General features: G+C 74.1%; 15 protein-coding genes and 1 pseudogene. 4 read left to right on the top strand and 12 right to left on the bottom strand.

Annotation, left to right across the window (positions count from 1 at the left end):
• Nucleotides 1-34: 34 nt before the first annotated feature.
• The 3 genes from AC4IHM_RS24425 to AC4IHM_RS24415 are packed head-to-tail and all read right to left on the bottom strand — an operon-like array spanning nucleotide 35 to nucleotide 2,768.
• Nucleotides 35-712, bottom strand: a complete 678-nt coding sequence (locus tag AC4IHM_RS24425) for a response regulator (protein ID WP_490869144.1) — start codon at nucleotides 710-712, stop codon at nucleotides 35-37.
• Entirely contained in the window at nucleotides 705-1,946 is a 1,242-nt protein-coding gene (macS, locus tag AC4IHM_RS24420; protein WP_490869143.1) for a MacS family sensor histidine kinase, read from the bottom strand. The genes AC4IHM_RS24425 and macS overlap by 8 nt, the downstream gene beginning before the upstream one ends.
• Nucleotides 1,947-1,985: 39 nt before the next feature.
• Nucleotides 1,986-2,768: a lysophospholipid acyltransferase family protein gene (locus AC4IHM_RS24415; RefSeq protein ID WP_490870923.1), complete on the bottom strand. Its 783-nt coding sequence runs from the start codon at nucleotides 2,766-2,768 to the stop codon at nucleotides 1,986-1,988.
• A gap of 189 nt (nucleotides 2,769-2,957) precedes the next feature.
• Between AC4IHM_RS24415 and AC4IHM_RS24410 the strand changes: the two genes are divergently transcribed.
• Together AC4IHM_RS24410 and AC4IHM_RS24405 are read left to right on the top strand one after the other, a co-directional pair.
• Entirely contained in the window at nucleotides 2,958-3,761 is an 804-nt protein-coding gene (locus AC4IHM_RS24410) for an alpha/beta hydrolase (RefSeq protein WP_490869142.1), read from the top strand.
• Nucleotides 3,754-4,365, top strand: coding sequence for a hypothetical protein (locus tag AC4IHM_RS24405; RefSeq protein ID WP_490869141.1), 612 nt, complete (start codon nucleotides 3,754-3,756; stop codon nucleotides 4,363-4,365). The genes AC4IHM_RS24410 and AC4IHM_RS24405 overlap by 8 nt, the downstream gene beginning before the upstream one ends.
• Before the next feature lie 163 nt (nucleotides 4,366-4,528).
• Here the strand turns inward: AC4IHM_RS24405 and AC4IHM_RS24400 are convergent, their stop codons facing one another.
• The 6 genes from AC4IHM_RS24400 to AC4IHM_RS24375 form a co-directional block, all read right to left on the bottom strand.
• Nucleotides 4,529-5,335: an endonuclease/exonuclease/phosphatase family protein gene (locus AC4IHM_RS24400; protein ID WP_490869140.1), complete on the bottom strand. Its 807-nt coding sequence runs from the start codon at nucleotides 5,333-5,335 to the stop codon at nucleotides 4,529-4,531.
• 110 nt (nucleotides 5,336-5,445) lie between these two features.
• On the bottom strand, nucleotides 5,446-6,399 hold the full coding sequence (locus tag AC4IHM_RS24395) for an ROK family glucokinase (RefSeq protein WP_490869139.1): 954 nt from the start codon (nucleotides 6,397-6,399) through the stop codon (nucleotides 5,446-5,448).
• A gap of 54 nt (nucleotides 6,400-6,453) precedes the next feature.
• Nucleotides 6,454-6,981, bottom strand: a complete 528-nt coding sequence (locus AC4IHM_RS24390; RefSeq protein WP_490869138.1) for a DUF5304 family protein — start codon at nucleotides 6,979-6,981, stop codon at nucleotides 6,454-6,456.
• A 349-nt stretch (nucleotides 6,982-7,330) separates the two neighbouring features.
• Nucleotides 7,331-8,503 (bottom strand): ArsA family ATPase, encoded by a 1,173-nt coding sequence (locus tag AC4IHM_RS24385; protein ID WP_490869137.1) that lies wholly within the window; start codon nucleotides 8,501-8,503, stop codon nucleotides 7,331-7,333.
• Between the two features lie 149 nt (nucleotides 8,504-8,652).
• Nucleotides 8,653-9,093, bottom strand: a complete 441-nt coding sequence (locus AC4IHM_RS24380) for an SRPBCC family protein (protein ID WP_490869136.1) — start codon at nucleotides 9,091-9,093, stop codon at nucleotides 8,653-8,655.
• Between the two features lie 148 nt (nucleotides 9,094-9,241).
• On the bottom strand, nucleotides 9,242-9,997 hold the full coding sequence (locus tag AC4IHM_RS24375; RefSeq protein WP_490870922.1) for a metallophosphoesterase family protein: 756 nt from the start codon (nucleotides 9,995-9,997) through the stop codon (nucleotides 9,242-9,244).
• 349 nt (nucleotides 9,998-10,346) lie between these two features.
• Between AC4IHM_RS24375 and AC4IHM_RS24370 the strand changes: the two genes are divergently transcribed.
• Nucleotides 10,347-12,143 carry an AMP-dependent synthetase/ligase gene (locus AC4IHM_RS24370; RefSeq protein ID WP_490869135.1) on the top strand — a complete coding sequence of 599 codons (1,797 nt, stop codon included), beginning with the start codon at nucleotides 10,347-10,349 and terminating at the stop codon, nucleotides 12,141-12,143.
• A gap of 102 nt (nucleotides 12,144-12,245) precedes the next feature.
• On the opposite strand, the gene AC4IHM_RS24365 is transcribed toward AC4IHM_RS24370, so the two are convergent.
• Nucleotides 12,246-13,388, bottom strand: coding sequence for a glycosyltransferase family 4 protein (locus AC4IHM_RS24365; protein ID WP_490869134.1), 1,143 nt, complete (start codon nucleotides 13,386-13,388; stop codon nucleotides 12,246-12,248).
• 123 nt (nucleotides 13,389-13,511) lie between these two features.
• Here AC4IHM_RS24365 and AC4IHM_RS24360 point away from each other — a divergent pair.
• A pseudogene (locus tag AC4IHM_RS24360) lies at nucleotides 13,512-14,753 on the top strand (glycosyltransferase 87 family protein).
• A gap of 33 nt (nucleotides 14,754-14,786) precedes the next feature.
• On the opposite strand, the gene AC4IHM_RS24355 reads toward AC4IHM_RS24360, so the two are convergent.
• Together AC4IHM_RS24355 and AC4IHM_RS24350 are read right to left on the bottom strand one after the other, a co-directional pair.
• Nucleotides 14,787-15,977 carry a hypothetical protein gene (locus AC4IHM_RS24355; protein WP_490869133.1) on the bottom strand — a complete coding sequence of 397 codons (1,191 nt, stop codon included), beginning with the start codon at nucleotides 15,975-15,977 and terminating at the stop codon, nucleotides 14,787-14,789.
• Between the two features lie 71 nt (nucleotides 15,978-16,048).
• Nucleotides 16,049-17,062 carry a C40 family peptidase gene (locus AC4IHM_RS24350; RefSeq protein WP_490869132.1) on the bottom strand — a complete coding sequence of 338 codons (1,014 nt, stop codon included), beginning with the start codon at nucleotides 17,060-17,062 and terminating at the stop codon, nucleotides 16,049-16,051.
• Nucleotides 17,063-17,181: the final 119 nt, after the last annotated feature.

The following is a 17,181-nucleotide window of genomic DNA, read 5'->3' as shown; positions in this document are numbered from 1 at the left end:
CGGTCAACCGACGATCATCCGGAGAGGGCACGCGTCACGCGTCGTCCAGACCTCGCTCTATCGCGTACCGCACCAGCTCCACGCGGTTGTGCAGCTGGAGCTTGCCGAGGGTGTTCTGGACGTGGTTCTGCACGGTGCGGTGGGAGATGACAAGGCGTTCGGCGATCTGCTTGTAGCTCAGCCCCTTGGCGACCAGGCGCAGGACCTCGGTCTCCCGGTCGGTCAGCCGGGGCGCCCCGGGGTCGTCGGCCCCCGCGGCGGGCGCGGGCTCGGAGGCGAGCCGGCGGTACTCGCCGAGGACCAGGCCGGCCAGCCCCGGGGTGAAGACCGGGTCGCCGGCGGCCGTGCGGCGCACCGCGTCCCGCAACTCCTCGGTGGAGGCGGACTTCAGCAGATATCCGGTCGCGCCGGACTTCACCGCCTCCAGCACGTCGGCGTGCTCCCCGCTCGCGGAGAGCACGAGGACGCGCAGCTTCGGATCGGCGCCCACGACCTCCTTGCAGACCTGGACGCCGGGCTTGCCGGGCAGATTGAGGTCGAGCACGAGGACCTCGGGTCCGGCCGCTCGGGCGCGGCGCACCGCCTGGTCGCCGTCGCCCGCGGTGGCGACCACGTCGAACCCGGACTCGGCCAGGTCCCTGGCGACGGCGTCGCGCCACATCGGGTGGTCGTCGACCACCATGACCCTGATCGGTCCCTGTCGTTCACTCATGGTCCGCTGCCTTCCCCCGCGCGGCGGCGCCGCCGGTTTCCTTCGGTGCCCTCAGTTCGACCTCCGTGCCCTGGCCGGGCACCGAGATCAGTTCGGCCGTGCCGCCCAGGTCGCGCAGCCGGCCCCGGATCGACAGGGCCACGCCGAGCCGCCCCTCGCCCTCGGCCTCGGCGAGCCGCCCGTCCGCGATGCCGGGCCCCTCGTCGCGGACGGTGACGATCACCTCGTCCGGCTCGTCCTCGACCAGGATCCACGCGCGCGCGTGCTCACCGACGTGCTTGCGGACGTTGTCCAGCGCGGCCCCCACGGCGGCCGCCAGCTCCCGGGCGGCGTCCGGGGCCATCGGGACCGGCGCGCCCGGCTCGGCGAGGTTCACCAGGGAGCCGGCGTACGGGGCGAGCAGGGCCCGCAGGTCGACGGGGCCGTCCGGATCCTGCCGCTCGGGCTCGTCCACCGCCCGTACGACCGCGCCCTCGGCGGTGTCCTCCGACACGCGGGATACGGGCACCAGGCCGCCGGAGACCAGGGTGCGCAGCGCGACCTCCTGCTCACCGGCCATCCGGCCCAGCTCGGCCGCCTCGCCGCCGATGACGGCGCCGCGCCGCTGCACCATCGCCAGCACCTGGAGCACGCTGTCGTGGATGTCCCGGGCGAGCCGCTCCCGCTCCCTGGTCGCCGCCTCGATCTCCAGGGCGCGCGCGAGGGTGCGCTCGGAGGCGCGGGCGACCTCGACGACGTAGCCGATCGCGATGGAGGCGACCCAGACCAGGATGACGTTGTGGACGGTGTCGCGGGCCGGGGTGCCGCGTTCGAGCAGGTTGGCGGCGGCGACGAGGGTGGAGGCGGCGGCGGCCCAGCGCCAGCCGCCCTTGAGGGCGAAGGCCAGGACGGAGCCGGCGGTCCATATCGAGGGCAGGGTGGGGCCGCCGTCCATGACCCGCTGGTGGGCGTCGGCGAACGGCGTGAGCAGGATGCCGGCCAGCGCGACGGTGAGGTCGGCGGCGAGGAAGCGCTTGGTGCAGCTCGCCGCGCTCGCGACCTTGGGGAGGGTGGCCAGGGTCCACACGAAGAGGACGGCGTAGTAGGCGACGGCCAGCCAGGGGCGGGCGAAGCCGGAGTGGGCGGTGACGAAGAAGCCGATCGCGTACAGCATGGTGAGCACGCGGTAGCCGGCGAGCGCGCGCCACAGCGGCTGCTCGACCGACATCCTCATGACTCTCTCGCGCCTGGCCATGTCCCCCCGTCCTCGGCCCCCGGTGCCCGGGTGCGGCCCCTACCGCTCCTCGGGGCGTTCCCGCTCGGCCGCCTTCTCCTTGTCGGTCTGCTCCTTCTCCGCCTGGGCGAGCGCGGCCCTTGCCGCCTTGCCCGCCTCCTTCTCGGCCTTGGCCGCCTCCGCGAGCTTCCGCTTCATGGCGGTCGCGTACATGTCGACATACTCCTGGCCGGAGAGCTTCATGATCTCGTACATGACCTCGTCGGTCACCGCGCGGAGCACGAAGCGGTCGTGCTCCATGCCCTGGTAGCGGGCGAAGTCCAGCGGCTTCCCGATCCGGATGCCGGGCCGCATCAGCTTCGGCATCACCTGCCCGGGGGGCTGGATCTTCTCGGTGTCGATCATGGCGACCGGTATCACGGGGGCGCCGGTCGCGAGCGCCACGCGCGCGAGGCCGCCGGGCTTGCCGCGGTAGAGCCGGCCGTCCGGGGAGCGCGTGCCCTCGGGGTAGATGCCGAACAGCTCGCCGCGCTCCAGGACCTCTGTGCCGCTCTTGACGGCGGCCTCGCCCGCGCCGCGCGCGCCGGAGCGGTCCACGGGGAGCTGGCCGACGCCCTTGAAGAAGGCGGCGGTCAGCCGGCCCTTGATCCCGGGCGTGTTGAAGTACTCGGCCTTGGCGATGAAGGTGACCTTGCGGTCCAGGACGGCCGGCAGGAAGAACGAGTCGCAGAACGACAGGTGGTTGCTCGCCAAAATGGCGGGGCCGTCGGCCGGGATGTGCTCCAGGCCCTCCACCCAGGGCCGGAAGGCGAGCTTCAGCGAACCCCCGATGGTGACCTTCATCGCGCCGTACAACAAGCGAGTGCCTCCTGTGTCTGTGGGTCAGACCTTAACCCGGGGCACCGTCAATGGCCCCGACGGCCCTGGTCGGTGTCAGTGCGGTCGCGTACGGTGAAGTAGCCGCAAGTTACCCACGAGCACCGCACACGACGTGCCGGCTGTGCCGGCCCCCTGACGACAGGAGACCGAGACGTGCCGGTCCTGCCCGGCGCCGAGCCGTACCGCCACGAGGGCGGCGAGACCGGCGTCCTCCTCTGCCACGGCTTCACGGGCACCCCGCAGTCGCTGCGCCCCTGGGCCCGGTATCTGGCCGCGCGCGGTCTGACCGTCGCGCTGCCGCTGCTGCCCGGACACGGCACGCGCTGGCAGGACATGCAGGTCACCGGCTGGCAGGACTGGTACGCGGAGGTGGACCGCGAGCTGCGCGCCCTGCGCGAGCACTGCGCGCGGGTCTTCGTGGCCGGTCTGTCCATGGGCGGCGCGCTGGCGCTGCGGCTGGCCGCGAAGCACGGGGACGCGGTCTCGGGCGTCGTGGTCGTCAACCCGGCCAACCGGATGCACGGTGTGGCCCAGCACGCCCTGCCGGTCCTGCGCCATCTGGTGCCCTCGACGAAGGGCATCGCCAGTGACATCGCCGAGCCGCTCGGTGCCGAGCTGGGGTACGACAGGGTGCCGCTGCACGCGGCGCACTCGCTGCGCAGGTTCTTCCGCCTCACCGACGGCGACCTGCCGCAGGTGACCCAGCCGCTGCTGTTGCTGCGCAGCCCGCAGGACCATGTGGTGCCGCCGGCCGACTCGGCCCGGATCCTCGGCCGGGTGTCGTCGACGGACGTGACGGAGATCCTGCTGGAACAGAGCTACCACGTGGCGACGTTGGACCACGATGCGGACCGGATCTTCGCGGAGAGCGTCGCGTTCATCGCCCGGCTCGCGCCCGGTTCCGTCGGGGAGCCGGAGCCCGGTCTCGGCAAGGAAGGGACGACCGCAGGTGGCTGAGCACGACTCCGACCGCGAGGACCGCGAGGAGCGGGAGCGGGAGCATCGCGAGGGCCGGGAGCGCGCGGCGGACCGCGGGCCCGAGGAAGAGGGCGTGCCCTTCGACGAGGATGCCGCGTGGGCCGCGATCGTCGCCGGGTACGGGGACGAGCCGCCGGACCCGCCGGGTGCGAAGCCCTTCAAGTCGGTGGAGGACCTGGCGTTGCTTGAGCCCGAGACGAACGACGACAAGCCCGAGGCGGACCGGCCCGCCTCGACCCGGCCGCTGGGCAGCTCCGTCGCGTTCGCGCCCGGGGTGGGCCCGCGCGACCACACGCCGGCCGAGCCGTCCGACGACGACCTGGACGAGTCCGACGAGGGCCACTTCGTGCCGCCGGAGCCGCCGCCACTGCCCGACGGCGACGCCACGTCGAAGTTCGCCTGGCTGGGCGTGCTCGGCGGCCCCGTGCTGCTGGTGCTCGCGGTGGTGCTCGGCTGGGAGATGACCTGGTGGCTGACGACCCTGAGCATCGGCGGCTTCCTCGGCGGCTTCGCCACCCTGGTCATGCGGATGCGCACGGGCGACGAGGACGACGACGACCCGGGACGGGGCGCGGTGGTCTGACCGGACCGGCCCCGTCCGCGGGGCGCTCGGCGCGCGGCCGTGACGGGCTGGGCTCGGACCGGGGCCGGGGAGCCCTGCTCGACCGGGCGGGCTCGCGCCGGTGGTCACGCCAAGGCCGCAAGCGTGCTCGGTCAGGGGCCGGACCCAGGGCCGGGGGCCTCGCTCAGGCCAGTGATCCGTGCTTCGCGTGGCCGGGTGCTCGGCGGGTGGTGGGGGGTGGGGGGATGCGGAGCGCGGTCAGGACCGGGAGGTGGTCCGTGGCCGTTCTCAGGTCGTCCTCGGCGACTCCCGGCAGTCCCAGCGGCACGCCGCAGCCCAGTACTTCGATGCCCTCCGTGACGAAGACCGCGTCGACGCGCCGGTCCGGGGCCGCGGGGGTGAAGGTGTACTCGCCGCCCCAGGGCGCGGCGGTCCAGCAGTCCCGCAGCCCGTCGCCGAGCCGCCGGAAGGTGCGGCCGCCGGGGCGTTCGTTCAGGTCGCCGCCCACCACCGCGTGCGCCACGCCCAGGCCGGCCAGCCGGTCCAGCACCAGTCCCGCCTGCTCGTACCGTTCGTCCCGGTGCAGCGACAGATGACAGCTCAGGACGCCGAGCCGGGCCCCGCCGATACGGACCACGGCGGTGGCGAGACCGCGCCGGTGCCGGCCGGGGACGAGTGGCAGCAGCACGTCCTCGGTGCGCTCCACGGTGGCCCGCAGGGAGCACAGCAGCGCCTCTCCCGCGGCCGTACCGCCGCCGGAGAGCAGCACCAGCCCCGAGGCGGCGGCGAGCCGGGTGAGCTTCTTGCGCCAGCGGAAGAAGCGAGGGGCCTCCTGGAGGAGGACGAGGTCGGGGGCGCAGGCGGTGATCACCCGGGCGAGGGCGTCGGTGTCGTCGCGCATCGAGCGGATGTTGTAGCTGAGGACCCGGACGACGGCGGAACCGTCGGGCTCGGTACGGGAGTTGGGGAGCGGGGGGAGCGACGTTGCCATGTGGATCAATCTACGCCGGGCCGGGGAGGGGGCGTTCGACGGCTCGGGGCGCGGGGTTGGCGGGCGCCCGCCCGGTTCCCCGCGCCCCTGGGGCGTGCGGTGACCGTCTCTCACATGATCGGGTCGGGTTCCCTCGCCAGGTCGGCCGCGCCCACCAGGCCGGCCTTGTTGCCCAGTTGGGCGGCGATCACGTCGGCGACCGGGCGCCAGTTGCCGCCGACCAGCCACCGCTTGTACGACTTGCGGATCGGGTCGAGGACCAGGTCGCCCTCGTCGGAGAGGCCGCCGCCGACGATGAAGGCGGAGGGGTCGAAGAGGGAGGCCAGGTCGGCGAGGCCGGCCCCGGCCCAGCGGGCCAGCTCCCGGTAGGAGTCGACCGCGACCGGGCAGCCCTGCCGGGCGGCCACGGAGATGTGCTTGCCCTCGATGCCGTCGGGGGTGCCGTCGCCGAGTGCGAGCAGTATCTCGGCGCGCTCGGGGGTGGCGTTGGCACGCTGCCTGGCGTAGCGGACGAGGGCGCGGCCGGAGGCGTACTGCTCCCAGCAGCCCTGCGAGCCGCAGCCGCACAGCAGGCCGTCCGGCACCATGCGGATGTGGCCGAACTCGGCGGCCACGCCGAAGTGGCCGCGGCGCAGCTTGTTGCCGATGATGATGCCGCCGCCGAGGCCGGTGCCCAGGGTGATGCAGATGACGTTGCGGTGGCCCTTGCCCGCGCCGAACCTGTACTCGCCCCAGGCGGCGGCGTTGGCGTCGTTCTCCACGACGACGGGGAGGCCGACGCGGGCCTCGACCTCGGCCTTGAGCGGCTCCTGGCGCCAGTCGATGTTGGGCGCGAAGTAGACCGTGGAGCGCTGGCGGTTGACGTATCCGGCGGCGCCGATGCCGACGCCGACGATCTCGTGTCCCGCGCGCGCTCCCTCCACCGCGGAGGCGATGGCGTCCACGATGGCCTCGGGTGTGCCCGGGGTCGGCACCTTGTGGGTCGAGAGGATGTTGCCTTCCTCGTCGACCACGCCGGCCGCGATCTTCGTGCCGCCGATGTCGACGCCGATGGTGAGTCCCATGAATCCCTCAGTTCGGTCGAGCCCCGCTGGGGCCAACCGTACCCGAGGCAGGGCTCAGTCCAGGTCGATGCGCCGGCCCCCGCCGGTGCCCTCGTCGCCCTCGTCGCGGCCGTCCTCGCGGGGTTCGTCCAGGTCGCGGGGGTCGCGTGCGTCCTTCGGGGCGGTGTCCCCCGCGGTCCAGCGGCGCTCCTGGTTCTGGACGGCGGATCGGTAGGCGGCGAGGAGTTCGCCGCCGGCGGCCGCGAGGTGGTCGAAGACGTCCGGGTTGCGCTCGATGACCGGTTCGACGGCGGCCCTGGCCTGTTGGACGACCTGCCGGACCACCTGCTGGGCGGCCGGTCCGGCGACCTGCCCGAGCAGGGGGGACTGGAGGCCGGACAGCTTGTCCGCGACGGTGTCGACGAGCCGGCGCAGCTCCTCGGCGGCCGAGCCGGGAGGCGGACCGTACTCGGCACGGCGGCGGGCCTTCTCCGCCTCCAGGTCCTCGGCGCACGCCGTCGCCCAGGCGTCGGCGTCGGCCGCCCGGACCTCGTCTGCCTCGTCGGGGCGAGGTGCCTCGGACGGGGGGAGGTCTTCGCTCATGACGGACTCCTGACTACGGTTCGTCCCTACGACGTTACCCGAACGCACCCCGCCCCCGTCCGCCGGATCGGGCCACGGCCCGGGGCGCGGGGCTCGGGGCGCGAGGCTCGGGGCGCGGGGCTCGGGCCCCGGACGCACAGAACCCGGGAGACCCGAACCCGCGGAGCCGAAGAAACCCGGACGCACGGGACCAGGGCCCCGGGCGCGCGGGACCGGAGAGACCCGGACACGCAAGGCCCGGCGGGACTCGGACACGCAGGGTCCCAGGGTCAGGGCACGCAGGACCCGAAAGGCCGCGGACCGCCCAGGCCCCGGGGGCCCAGCGGGACCCCGATGGACCCGGGCACGGTCAGCGGCCCTGGGGCCACAGGTGGGGGTCCGGTGTGAAGCGGACGGCGAGCGTGCCCTCGCGCAGTGCCGCGCCGTCGACGGTGCAGCGGCGCAGGGCCGAGGGCAGCGGCACGATCCGGCTGAACGGACCGGCGGCGACGACCAGTTCGTCACCGCGGCGGACCAGGTCGAGTGTCTCGCGCGCGGCGCCCGGCAGCGGGATGTGCCAGACCAGCACTCCGTCCGAGGCCAGCCGGTCGGTGACGGGCCACTCGACGGGGGCGACATCCGGGCTGACGCCGGGCGCCGCGAGCGCGGCGAGGTCGTCCGTGCCGCGCGGGTCCCGGCCGAGGTGGGCGACGGCGTGGACGTCGTACGTCTCCTGCCACTCCTCCAGTGCCTTGCGCTGCTGGGTGAGCGGGCCGGTGAGCCAGCTGTCCGCCGGGGTGTCCTCGGGCAGGACGCGGTTGGCGACCAGCAGGTCGGTGCGCAGGCCGCGCAGGGCGAGCCCGAGGGTGGTGGCGCGGACCGCGTCGGCCCCGGCCTGGCCGGGTTCGGCGACCAGCCGTACGACGGTGTCGCGGTCGGCGAGGACGGCTTCGGCGGCGGCGAGTTCCAGGTCCCAGCGGGCGGCGGTCTCGTAGAGCGCCCCGGCGGGCATGGGGACGCCCGCGAGCCGGCCGAGGACGGGACGCAGGGCGCGGGCCGCCTGCCGCTCGGGCGGCAGCAGGCGGCGCAGGTAGCGGCGCAGTTCCTCGGGTGCGGCGAGCAGGGCGAGGGCGCGCGGCGCGGGCGGGAGGTCGACGACGAGGAGGTCGTGCGCCTCGGCGAGGGCGGCCTCGCGCAGGGCGCGCAGCAGGACGAACTCGTCGGCGCCGGGCAGCGGGGTGAGTTCCTCGGGTTCGAGGCGCAGGGCGCCGAAGAGGTCGAGGGCGAAGGAGGCGCGGTCCTGGAGCGCGGCGAGCCCGTCCCGGAACCCCTGGGCGGCGTCGGGCCGCCAGACGGTGAGGCCGGGTTCGACGGAGGCGGGCACCGGGCCGGTGGGCACCCCGAGCGCGGCGCCGAGGGTGTCGTCGGGATCGGCGCCGAGAAGCAGGGTGCGGGTGCCCTGCCGGGCGGCGGAGAGCGCGGTGGCGGCCGCGACGGTGGTACGGCCACTGCCGCCGGGGCCCGTGATCAGGAGGGTGCGCATGGGTGTGAACGGTACCCGGGGGCGCCGCCGGCCGGGCTTGTGCGGGGCACCGGGGAGCCGGGGACGCGCGGCCCGGCGCTGCGAGGGATGCCGCAGTGCCCAGCCCTCACGCCCCCGGCGGCACGACCGCCCGCGGCTGCCGGGTGCGGCTACTCCGGGTGCGACTCCACTCGCTTCTTCAGGCCCGCCAGCGCGCGGTCGATGATGACCTTCTCGGCCTTGCGCTTGATCATGCCGAGCATCGGGATCTTGACGTCGACCGTGAGCCGGTAGGTGACCTCCGTGCCGGTGCCGGCCGGCTTGAGCAGGTAGGAGCCGTCGAGGGAGCGCAGCATCTGGGACTTCACCAGCGTCCAGGACACCTCGTGCGCGCCGGTCCAGGTGTAGGCCAGCGTCTGGTCGTCCTTGATCGCCCCGGCGTCCATGACGAGTCGGACCTGCTCGGCACGCCCCTGGCCGTCGGTCGCGAGGACCTCGGCCTCCTTCACCTCGCCGGTCCAGTCCGGGTAGCGGGCGAAGTCGGCGATCACCTCCATGACATCGGCCGGTGCCGCCTCGATCGTGATGCTCGAGCTGGTGTGTTCCGCCATCGCCGTGGCTCCTCCGGATGCGGGCCGGTACTGAGGTCGTCGCACGCCGTCGTTCACGCACGTGTGCCGCGTGCAGGCTACCGCGCGCGGGCAGGGCGAAGGTCACCACCCACCTGCGCAGGTCCGGCCGCCGGGGCCGCGCCCCCGTTCACCACTCCAGCACCCATGGCCGTCCCGTCGACGCGAAGTGGCCGACGTTCACGCACTCGGTCGCCCCGACCCGCATCCGCCGCGCGAGCGGCTGGTGCACGTGCCCGAACAGCGCGTACCGCGGCCGGGTCCGCCGGATCGCGTCAAGGAGGGCCGGGCTGCCCCGCTCGAAGCGCCGCGCCACCGTGTCGTAGACCAGCTCCGGCACCTGGGGCGGGATGTGCGTGCACAGCACGTCCACCTCGCCGACGGCCTCGATCTTCGCGGCGTACTCCTCGTCACCGATCTCGTACGGCGAGTGCATCGGGGTGCGCAGGCCGCCGCCGACGAAGCCGAAGACCCGGCCGCCGATCTCCACCCGCTCCCCGTCGAGCACGGTCGTGCCGGGGCGGGCGTACTCGGGCCACAGGGGCGGCATGTCGACGTTGCCGTAGGTGGCGTACGTCGGGGTGGGGAACGCGGCGAACAGCTCGGCGTACTGCTTGCGCACCGCCCCCTCGATCAGCTTCACGCGGTCCCCGCCGGCCCCCGCCCACAGCCGGGCCCCGAACTCCCGTGCCTCGGCGAAGCGGCGGGCGGTGCGCAGCTCGACGATGCGGTCGGCGTTCTCGACGCCGAACAGGTCGGGGAAGATGCCGCGCGAGTGGTCGCGGTAGTCGAGGAAGAGGACCAGGTCCCCGAGGCAGACCAGGGCGTCGGCGCCCTCGCCGGCGCGGGCCAGGTCGCGGGCGTTGCCGTGGACGTCGCTGACCACGTGGACGCGCGTGCTCGTGTTGCGAGGCGGTGTGGGTGGCATGGCAGAACACGCTACTTGTAAACAGTGGCGGTCGGACCTGCGGTTACTGGCTGGTCGGTTGATCCGTCGACTAATGTGCACAGAGGAAACCCCGACCGTGTGACGCAGCGAACATCTCGCGGGGACCCCCTGTCGGAGAAGGCATACCGGCGGGTAACGTCCGGGCAGTCCAGTCGTGCTCAGAATTTCGACATGTGAATCGGCGTGCGATTCAGCGTGTGGCCTTCCGAGCACTTGCCCAAGCCTTGGACCGCACCGTCGCATCACACAACGTCGTGGCGCCGGCGCCCTATGAGGAGCAGCAGTCTTGCGCGAGTTCAGCCTTCCGGCTTTGTACGAGGTCCCCGCTGACGGAAATCTGACCGACATCGTCCGCAGAAACGCCGCGCAGCACCCGGACGTCGCCGTCATCGCCCGCAAGGTGGCCGGCGCCTGGCAGGACGTGACCGCCCGCGCCTTCCTCGCCGAGGTGCACTCCGCCGCCAAGGGCCTCATCGCCTCCGGTGTCCAGCCGGGCGACCGGGTCGCTCTGATGTCCCGTACCCGCTACGAGTGGACCCTGCTGGACTTCGCGATCTGGAGCGCGGGCGCGATCACCGTGCCGGTGTACGAGACCAGCTCGCCCGAGCAGGTGCAGTGGATCCTCAGCGACTCGGGTGCCACGGCGTGCGTCGTGGAGTCGGCCGGGCACGCCGCCGCCGTCGAGTCGGTGCGCGAGCGGCTGCCCGCCCTCAAGCACGTCTGGCAGATCGACTCCGGGGCCGTGGAGGAACTGGGGCGCCTGGGCCAGGACGTCACGGACCGCACCGTCGAGGAGCGCGGCTCGATCGCGAAGGCCGACGACCCCGCGACCATCGTCTACACCTCCGGCACCACCGGCCGCCCCAAGGGCTGTGTGCTCACCCACCGCAGCTTCTTCGCGGAGTGCGGCAACGTCGTCGAGCGGCTGCGCCCGCTGTTCCGCACCGGCGAGTGCTCCGTCCTCCTCTTCCTTCCCCTCGCGCACGTCTTCGGGCGCCTGGTGCAGATCGCGCCGATGATGGCGCCGATCAAGCTGGGCTGCGTCCCCGACATCAAGAACCTCACCGACGAGCTGGCCGCGTTCCGGCCCACGCTGATCCTCGGCGTGCCGCGTGTCTTCGAGAAGGTGTACAACTCGGCGCGCGCCAAGGCGCAGGCCGACGGCAAGGGCAGGATCTTCGACCGGGCCGCCGACGCGGCGATCGCGTACAGCAAGGCGCTGGACACCCCGGCGGGCCCGTCCGTGGGGCTGAGGATCAAGCACAAGGTCTTCGACCGGCTCGTCTACAGCAAGCTCCGCGCGGTCCTCGGCGGGCGCGGCGAGTACGCCATCTCCGGCGGCGCCCCCCTCGGTGAGCGGCTCGGCCACTTCTTCCGCGGCATCGGCTTCACCGTCCTGGAGGGCTACGGCCTCACCGAGTCCTGCGCGGCCACCGCCTTCAACCCCTGGGACCGGCAGAAGATCGGCACGGTCGGCCAGCCGCTGCCCGGCTCCGTGGTGCGCATCGCGGACGACGGGGAGGTGCTGCTGCACGGCGAGCACCTGTTCAAGGAGTACTGGAACAACCCCGGCGCGACCGCCGAGGCGCTGGCCGACGGCTGGTTCCACACCGGCGACATCGGCACTCTCGACGAGGACGGCTATCTGCGGATCACCGGCCGCAAGAAGGAGATCATCGTCACCGCGGGCGGCAAGAACGTCGCCCCGGCCGTGATCGAGGACCGTATCCGCGCGCACGCGCTGGTCGCGGAGTGCATGGTGGTCGGCGACGGTCGGCCCTTCGTGGGCGCGCTGGTCACGATCGACGAGGAGTTCCTCGCGCGCTGGTGCGCGGAGCACGGGAAGCCGGCGGGGTCGACGGCGGCGTCGCTGCGCGAGGACGCGGATCTGCTGGCCGCGGTGCAGGACGCGGTGGACGACGGGAACGCGGCGGTGTCCAAGGCGGAGTCGGTGCGGAAGTTCCGGGTGCTGGAGGCTCAGTTCACGGAGGAGTCGGGGCACTTGACTCCGTCGCTGAAGCTGCGGCGGAGTGTCGTGGCCCGGGACTACGCGGACGAGATCGAGGCGATTTACGCGAAGTAGGGGCGCCTGTGGGGGTGCCTCCTGTTCGCCGTGGGCGAGTGCGGGGCCGTCGTGGTCGTCCGCGCGGTTCCCCGCGCCCCTTTCGGCATACTCTCGCCCGCGTCACAGCAGGGTCTTCAGGTGTTCCGCCAGTAGGTCCCAGCGCCATTTCTCCTCCACCCAGGCCCTGCCCCGCTCCCCCATCCTGCGGCGCAGTTCCGGGTCGGCGAGGAGGGTGATGACGCGGTCGGCGGTCTGGTTCTCGTCGCCGCCCCGGACCACCCAGCCGGTCTCGCCGTCGAGTACGGCGTCCGGCGCGCCGCCGGAGTCGCCCGCGACGACGGGCAGGCCGGTCGCCGAGGCCTCCAGGTAGACGATGCCGAGGCCCTCCACGTCCAGCCCGCCCCGGCGGGTGCGGCAGGGCATGGCGAAGACGTCCCCGGCGCCGTAGTGCGCGGGCAGCTCCGACCAGGGCACGGCGCCGGTGAAGTGGACGGAGCCGGCGACGCCGCTCTCCGCGGCGAGGCGGCGCAGGTCCTTCTCGTAGGGTCCGCCGCCGACGATCAGCAGGACGGTGTCCGGCTCGGCGGCCAGGATCCGCGGCAGCGCGCGGATCAGCGTGTCCTGGCCCTTGCGCGGCACCAGCCGCGAGACGCACACCACCACCGGCCGCTCGCTCAGCCCGAGCCGCGCCCGCACCTCGTCGCCGCCGCTGCCCGGGTGGAAGGTCTTCTCGTCGACGCCGGGCGGCAGCCGGGTCATCCGCGCGGCGGCCTGGGGGGTGAGCGCGCCCGCGATCCGGGAGCGCGTGTACTCGCCGAGGTAGGTGATCGTGTCCGTCGACTCCCCGATCCGGCGCAGCAGTTGCCGGGCGGCGGGCAGTTGGGCCCACCCCGCCTCGTGGCCGTGGGTGGTGGCGACGAGCCGCCGCGCCCCGGCCCTGCGCAGCGCGGGGGCCATCAGGCCGAGGGGTGCCGCCGCCCCGAACCACACCGAAGCGCACCCGTGCTCGCGCAGCAGCCCGACCGCCCGCCGGGTCGCGGCCGGCGTCGGCAGCAGCATCGTCGTACGGGACCGTACGACGGTGAAGGGCTGCTCGGCGTCGAAGGCGGCGGTGGCCTCGGCGCCCTCCCGGCCCCGTTTCCAGGTGGAGGCGTGGACGACGAGCAGTTCGGGGTCCAGGCGCAGCGCCATGTTGTGCAGGAAGGCCTGGATGCCCCCCGGGCGGGGCGGGAAGTCGTTCGTCACGATCAAGGTCTTGCGCACGCCGCCGACCCTACCGAACGGGCCGCGGGGCGGCCGGGCCCGGCCGCGTCCTGTGGCACGCACCCGGGTGTCCGGGTCATCATGGCCGCACCAGCACGGCGGACGCGGACGGGCAGGGAGCACGTGAAGACGACGGACGCGGGGCGGTCACCGGTGTGGCTGCTGACGGCCTGGGGGGCGACGCGGCTGGTGCTGCTGCTGTTCGTGCTGAAGGTGCTGGTCTTCCCGGGGCCGGAACGTCACGAGCGACGTGTCCGTGATCTACCGCGACTGGTACAACGTCCTGCGCACCGGAACGTTTCCGCTGGACGACGTCACCTGGCAGTACCCGCCCGCCGCGGCCTTCGCGATCCTCTCCCCGGGCTGCTGCCCTTCCTGGAGTACGCCACGGCCTTCTTCGTGCTGGCCTGTGCGGTGGACCTGGCCGTCCTGGCGCTGCTGCGGCACGGGGGCCGGGGGTCCGGGCGCTCGGCGCGCGGCGCGTGGGTGTGGGTGGTGGGCGTGCCGCTGCTCGGTCCGACGGTGTACGCCCGCTACGACGTGATGGTCACCGCCGTCGCGGTGGCCGCGCTGCTGTCCGCCGGGCGGCATCCGCGGGTGGCGGGGGCGCTGGCGGCCGTCGGGGCGCTGCTGAAGGTGTGGCCGGCGCTGGTGCTCCTCGGGATGCGCGGGCGGGCGCCCTGGGTGGCCGCGGTGCTGAGCGGTGCCGGGCTGGCGGGGCTGTTCGCCGTGACGATGCCGGGGGCGTTCGCGTTCCTGACGTTCCAGCGGGAGCGGGGCACGGAGGTGGAGTCGCTGGGCTCGCTGGTCTTCCATGTCGCCCGGCACTTCGGCTGGGAGGGCGGGATGCTGCTCAACTACGGCTCGGTGGAGTTCCTCGGCCCGTACGTGGGCGCGGTGAGCAGGGTCGCGCTGGCGCTGAGCGTGCTGGCGTTCGGCTGGCTGCTGCTGTGGCGGCTGACGGCCTCGCGGTTCACGGCGCACACGGCGGCGGACGCGGCCTTCGCGGCGGTGCTGGTGTTCACGGTCACGAGCCGGGTGATCAGCCCGCAGTACCTGGTGTGGCTGGTCGGCCTCGCGGCGGTGTGCCGGTGCTTCCGGGCGAGCCGGATGCGGCTGCCGGTCGCGCTGGTGCTGGCGGCGGCGCCGGTGACAACGCTGGAGTTCCCGGTCTTCTTCGCGAACGTCGTCGACAGCGACCCCCTCGGCATCACCCTGCTGGCCCTGCGCAACGCCCTCCTGGTGACCGCCGCCCTGCTCGCGGCCCGCGCCCTGTGGCGCGACACGGTACGCCGCGAGGCCCCCGCCCCAACGTCGCCCTCCCCCACGACGCACCCGAGCGAGTCCCGGGCGACATCCTCCTGACCCCGCCTCCCGTCACCGGGGCACCGCCCGCTCTCACCCCAGTTGCGCCCGCAGATACTCGCGCCAGTGGGCCGTGAAGGCGTCCGGGGTGGTGGTGAGGACCTCGTCCAGGGCGGACTCGACGGCGTCCGTGCCGGCCTCGTGGGCGCCGACGGCGCGGTAGAACTCGTTCAGCCGGTCCTCGCCCCACTGGTCGGCGATCATCCGGCAGGCCAGCCAGCCGCCCTCGTAGGCTCGGGCCAGCTCGTCGCCGTCGCCGGTGAAGCCGAAGTCCTCGTCCGTCGGGAGCCTCGCGGGTGTCCGGCCCTCGGAGACCGCGCGGGCCAGTTCGGGGGCGGCCTGCGCCGGGGCGCGTCCGCTGTCGCGGTAGCCGGCCCAGTCGGCGTAGCCCTCGGAGAGCCACATCGGGGTGGCCCCGGTGGTGTCGGCGCGGGTGGCGACGTGGGTGGTCTCGTGGGTGAGCACGACCTGCTTGCCGAAGCCGCCGAGCAACCCGTACGCGTCGGGGTTGACGATGATCCGGTCCGCCGGCGCGTGCTCCCGGGCGCCGGTCTCCCCGGTGGTGACCGCGGCGATGCCCCGGTAGGAGGAGGCGGGCGAGCCGAGCAGGCCCGCCATGCCCTCAAGCGACCGTGGGACCACCACGAGCACCCGGCGGGCCCAGTCGCCGTCCCAGGCGTCCGACGCGGCGGGCACCGCGCGGTCGGCGAGGCCCGCGTAGCCGCGCAGGGCCGCGGTGGACTGGCCGACGCCGAGCACGAGGCTGTGCGTCCCCCGTACGACCCGGACCGCGCCCTGGTCCCACGGCTGCTGGCCGGACTCCTTCGCGGGCCGCTCGGACGCGACGGACCACCGCCCGTCCGGCCCGTCCCGGCTCAGCCGCACGGTGCGCCCGGCGGTGACGGGGCCCCGGTCGTAGCCCTCGACCCGGTAGCGCAGCTCCACGTCGGCGGTGGCGGTGTCGCCGGTGCGGCGCAGCTCGCGCACGCGGTACGACCAGGCGGCCAGCGGCAGATCGCGCACGTTGTCGAAGCCGGTCCCGGTGCCGGTGCCCGCGTAGGCGGCCCGGTCGTGGGCGAGGACGGCCGCCGCGCGGCGGTCCAGCACCCGCTGCACCTCGGCCCGCACGGGGTCGGCGGTCCGGCCGCCGCAGGCCACGAGGGAGACGAGCAGCAGGCACAGCGCCACCACCGAGGAACCCGACACCCGCCTTCGACCGGCCACCTTCCCGATCGTACGGGCGCGGGGCCGCGCGGGTCAGGGGGCGTCGGGCCGGACCCCGGCGGCCGGCGGGGTCAGACCCGGGTGATGGAGGAGATCGGCATCATGCCGACCGGGTCGTAGCGCACCGGCGCCCCGGGGTGGGGCGCGTGGATCACCTGGCCGTTGCCGGCGTACATGCCGATGTGGCTGGCGTCGTCCCGGTACGCGACCAGGTCGCCGGGCCGCGCCTCGGCCAGGGACACCCGCCGCCCGGCGCCGGACTGCGCCTGCGAGGTGCGCGGCAGACCGACCCCGGCCTGTGCGTAGGCCCACTGGGTCAGGCCCGAGCAGTCGAAGGCGGAGGGGCCGTTGGCGCCCCAGACGTAGGGCTTGCCGAGGGCGGAGCGGGCGGCGGCGAAGGCGGCCGCCGCGCGGCCGGAGACGGGCCCTGCGCCGTCGAGGGCGACGAGGTCGGCGCGGCCGGAGCGCGAACCCCGGCCGAAGGCGTCGCGCTGCCCGTCCGGGAGGGAGTCGAGCAGCTCGCGGGCCTTGGCGAGTTTGCGCTCCACGGTCTTCTTGTGGGCGGCGACGGCCTTGCGGCCCTTCTCCAGCTCGGTGAGTTTGCGGGCCGCCTCGGCCCGGTCCTGGGCGAGGTCGCGCATGGCCTTCTGGAGTTCCCTCAGCTCGCCCGCCCGGTGCGTGGTGATCCGGTCGAGCACGGAGGCCCGCTCCAGGTACTCGTCCGGGTCGGCGGAGAGCAGCAGCGCCAGCGACGGGTCGACGCCGCCCGAGCGGTACTGGGCGCCGGCCAGCGAGCCCAGGGAGTCGCGCATGGTGTTGATCCGCTCCTGCTTCCGGGCGATCTCGTCCTGCGCGGTGCCGACCTCCTCGCGCAGGGCGTCGGTGCGCGCGTCGGCCTTGTTGTAGGCCTCGGTCGCCTTCTCCGCCTCCGTGTAGAGGCGGTCCACCTCCGCCCGCCGGTCCTCGTGCGGGGTGGCCGTGGCCGGTACGGCGCCAAGGACCGCGGCGGCGACGGAGAGCAGGCCCACGGCGGCGGTGGCGCCGCGGTCGAACCCGGTTGGTGCAAGGCGGCGATGGGACCCCACGGGAAGCCGCACTCCTTCCGCTGGCGGACAGGGAAACGCGGCAGACAGTAACCCCACGGCGGGGCACCGGCCAACGACCTGCGCGGGGCGCGCACGGCGACGCCCCGACGCTGACGCAG

It is taken from the genome of Streptomyces sp. SL06, assembly GCF_058244745.1.
This window is presented reverse-complemented; position numbering and strand designations above follow the sequence as displayed.

Bases quoted from the DNA above. Each gene is read 5' to 3' on its own strand.
- AC4IHM_RS24425 (WP_490869144.1), bottom strand. From the start codon at position 712: ATGAGTGAACGACAGGGACCGATCAGGGTCATGGTGGTCGACGACCAC.
- macS (WP_490869143.1), bottom strand. From the start codon at position 1,946: ATGGCCAGGCGCGAGAGAGTCATGAGGATGTCGGTCGAGCAGCCGCTG.
- AC4IHM_RS24415 (WP_490870923.1), bottom strand. From the start codon at position 2,768: ATGAAGGTCACCATCGGGGGTTCGCTGAAGCTCGCCTTCCGGCCCTGG.
- AC4IHM_RS24400 (WP_490869140.1), bottom strand. From the start codon at position 5,335: ATGGCAACGTCGCTCCCCCCGCTCCCCAACTCCCGTACCGAGCCCGAC.
- AC4IHM_RS24395 (WP_490869139.1), bottom strand. From the start codon at position 6,399: ATGGGACTCACCATCGGCGTCGACATCGGCGGCACGAAGATCGCGGCC.
- AC4IHM_RS24390 (WP_490869138.1), bottom strand. From the start codon at position 6,981: ATGAGCGAAGACCTCCCCCCGTCCGAGGCACCTCGCCCCGACGAGGCA.
- AC4IHM_RS24385 (WP_490869137.1), bottom strand. From the start codon at position 8,503: ATGCGCACCCTCCTGATCACGGGCCCCGGCGGCAGTGGCCGTACCACC.
- AC4IHM_RS24380 (WP_490869136.1), bottom strand. From the start codon at position 9,093: ATGGCGGAACACACCAGCTCGAGCATCACGATCGAGGCGGCACCGGCC.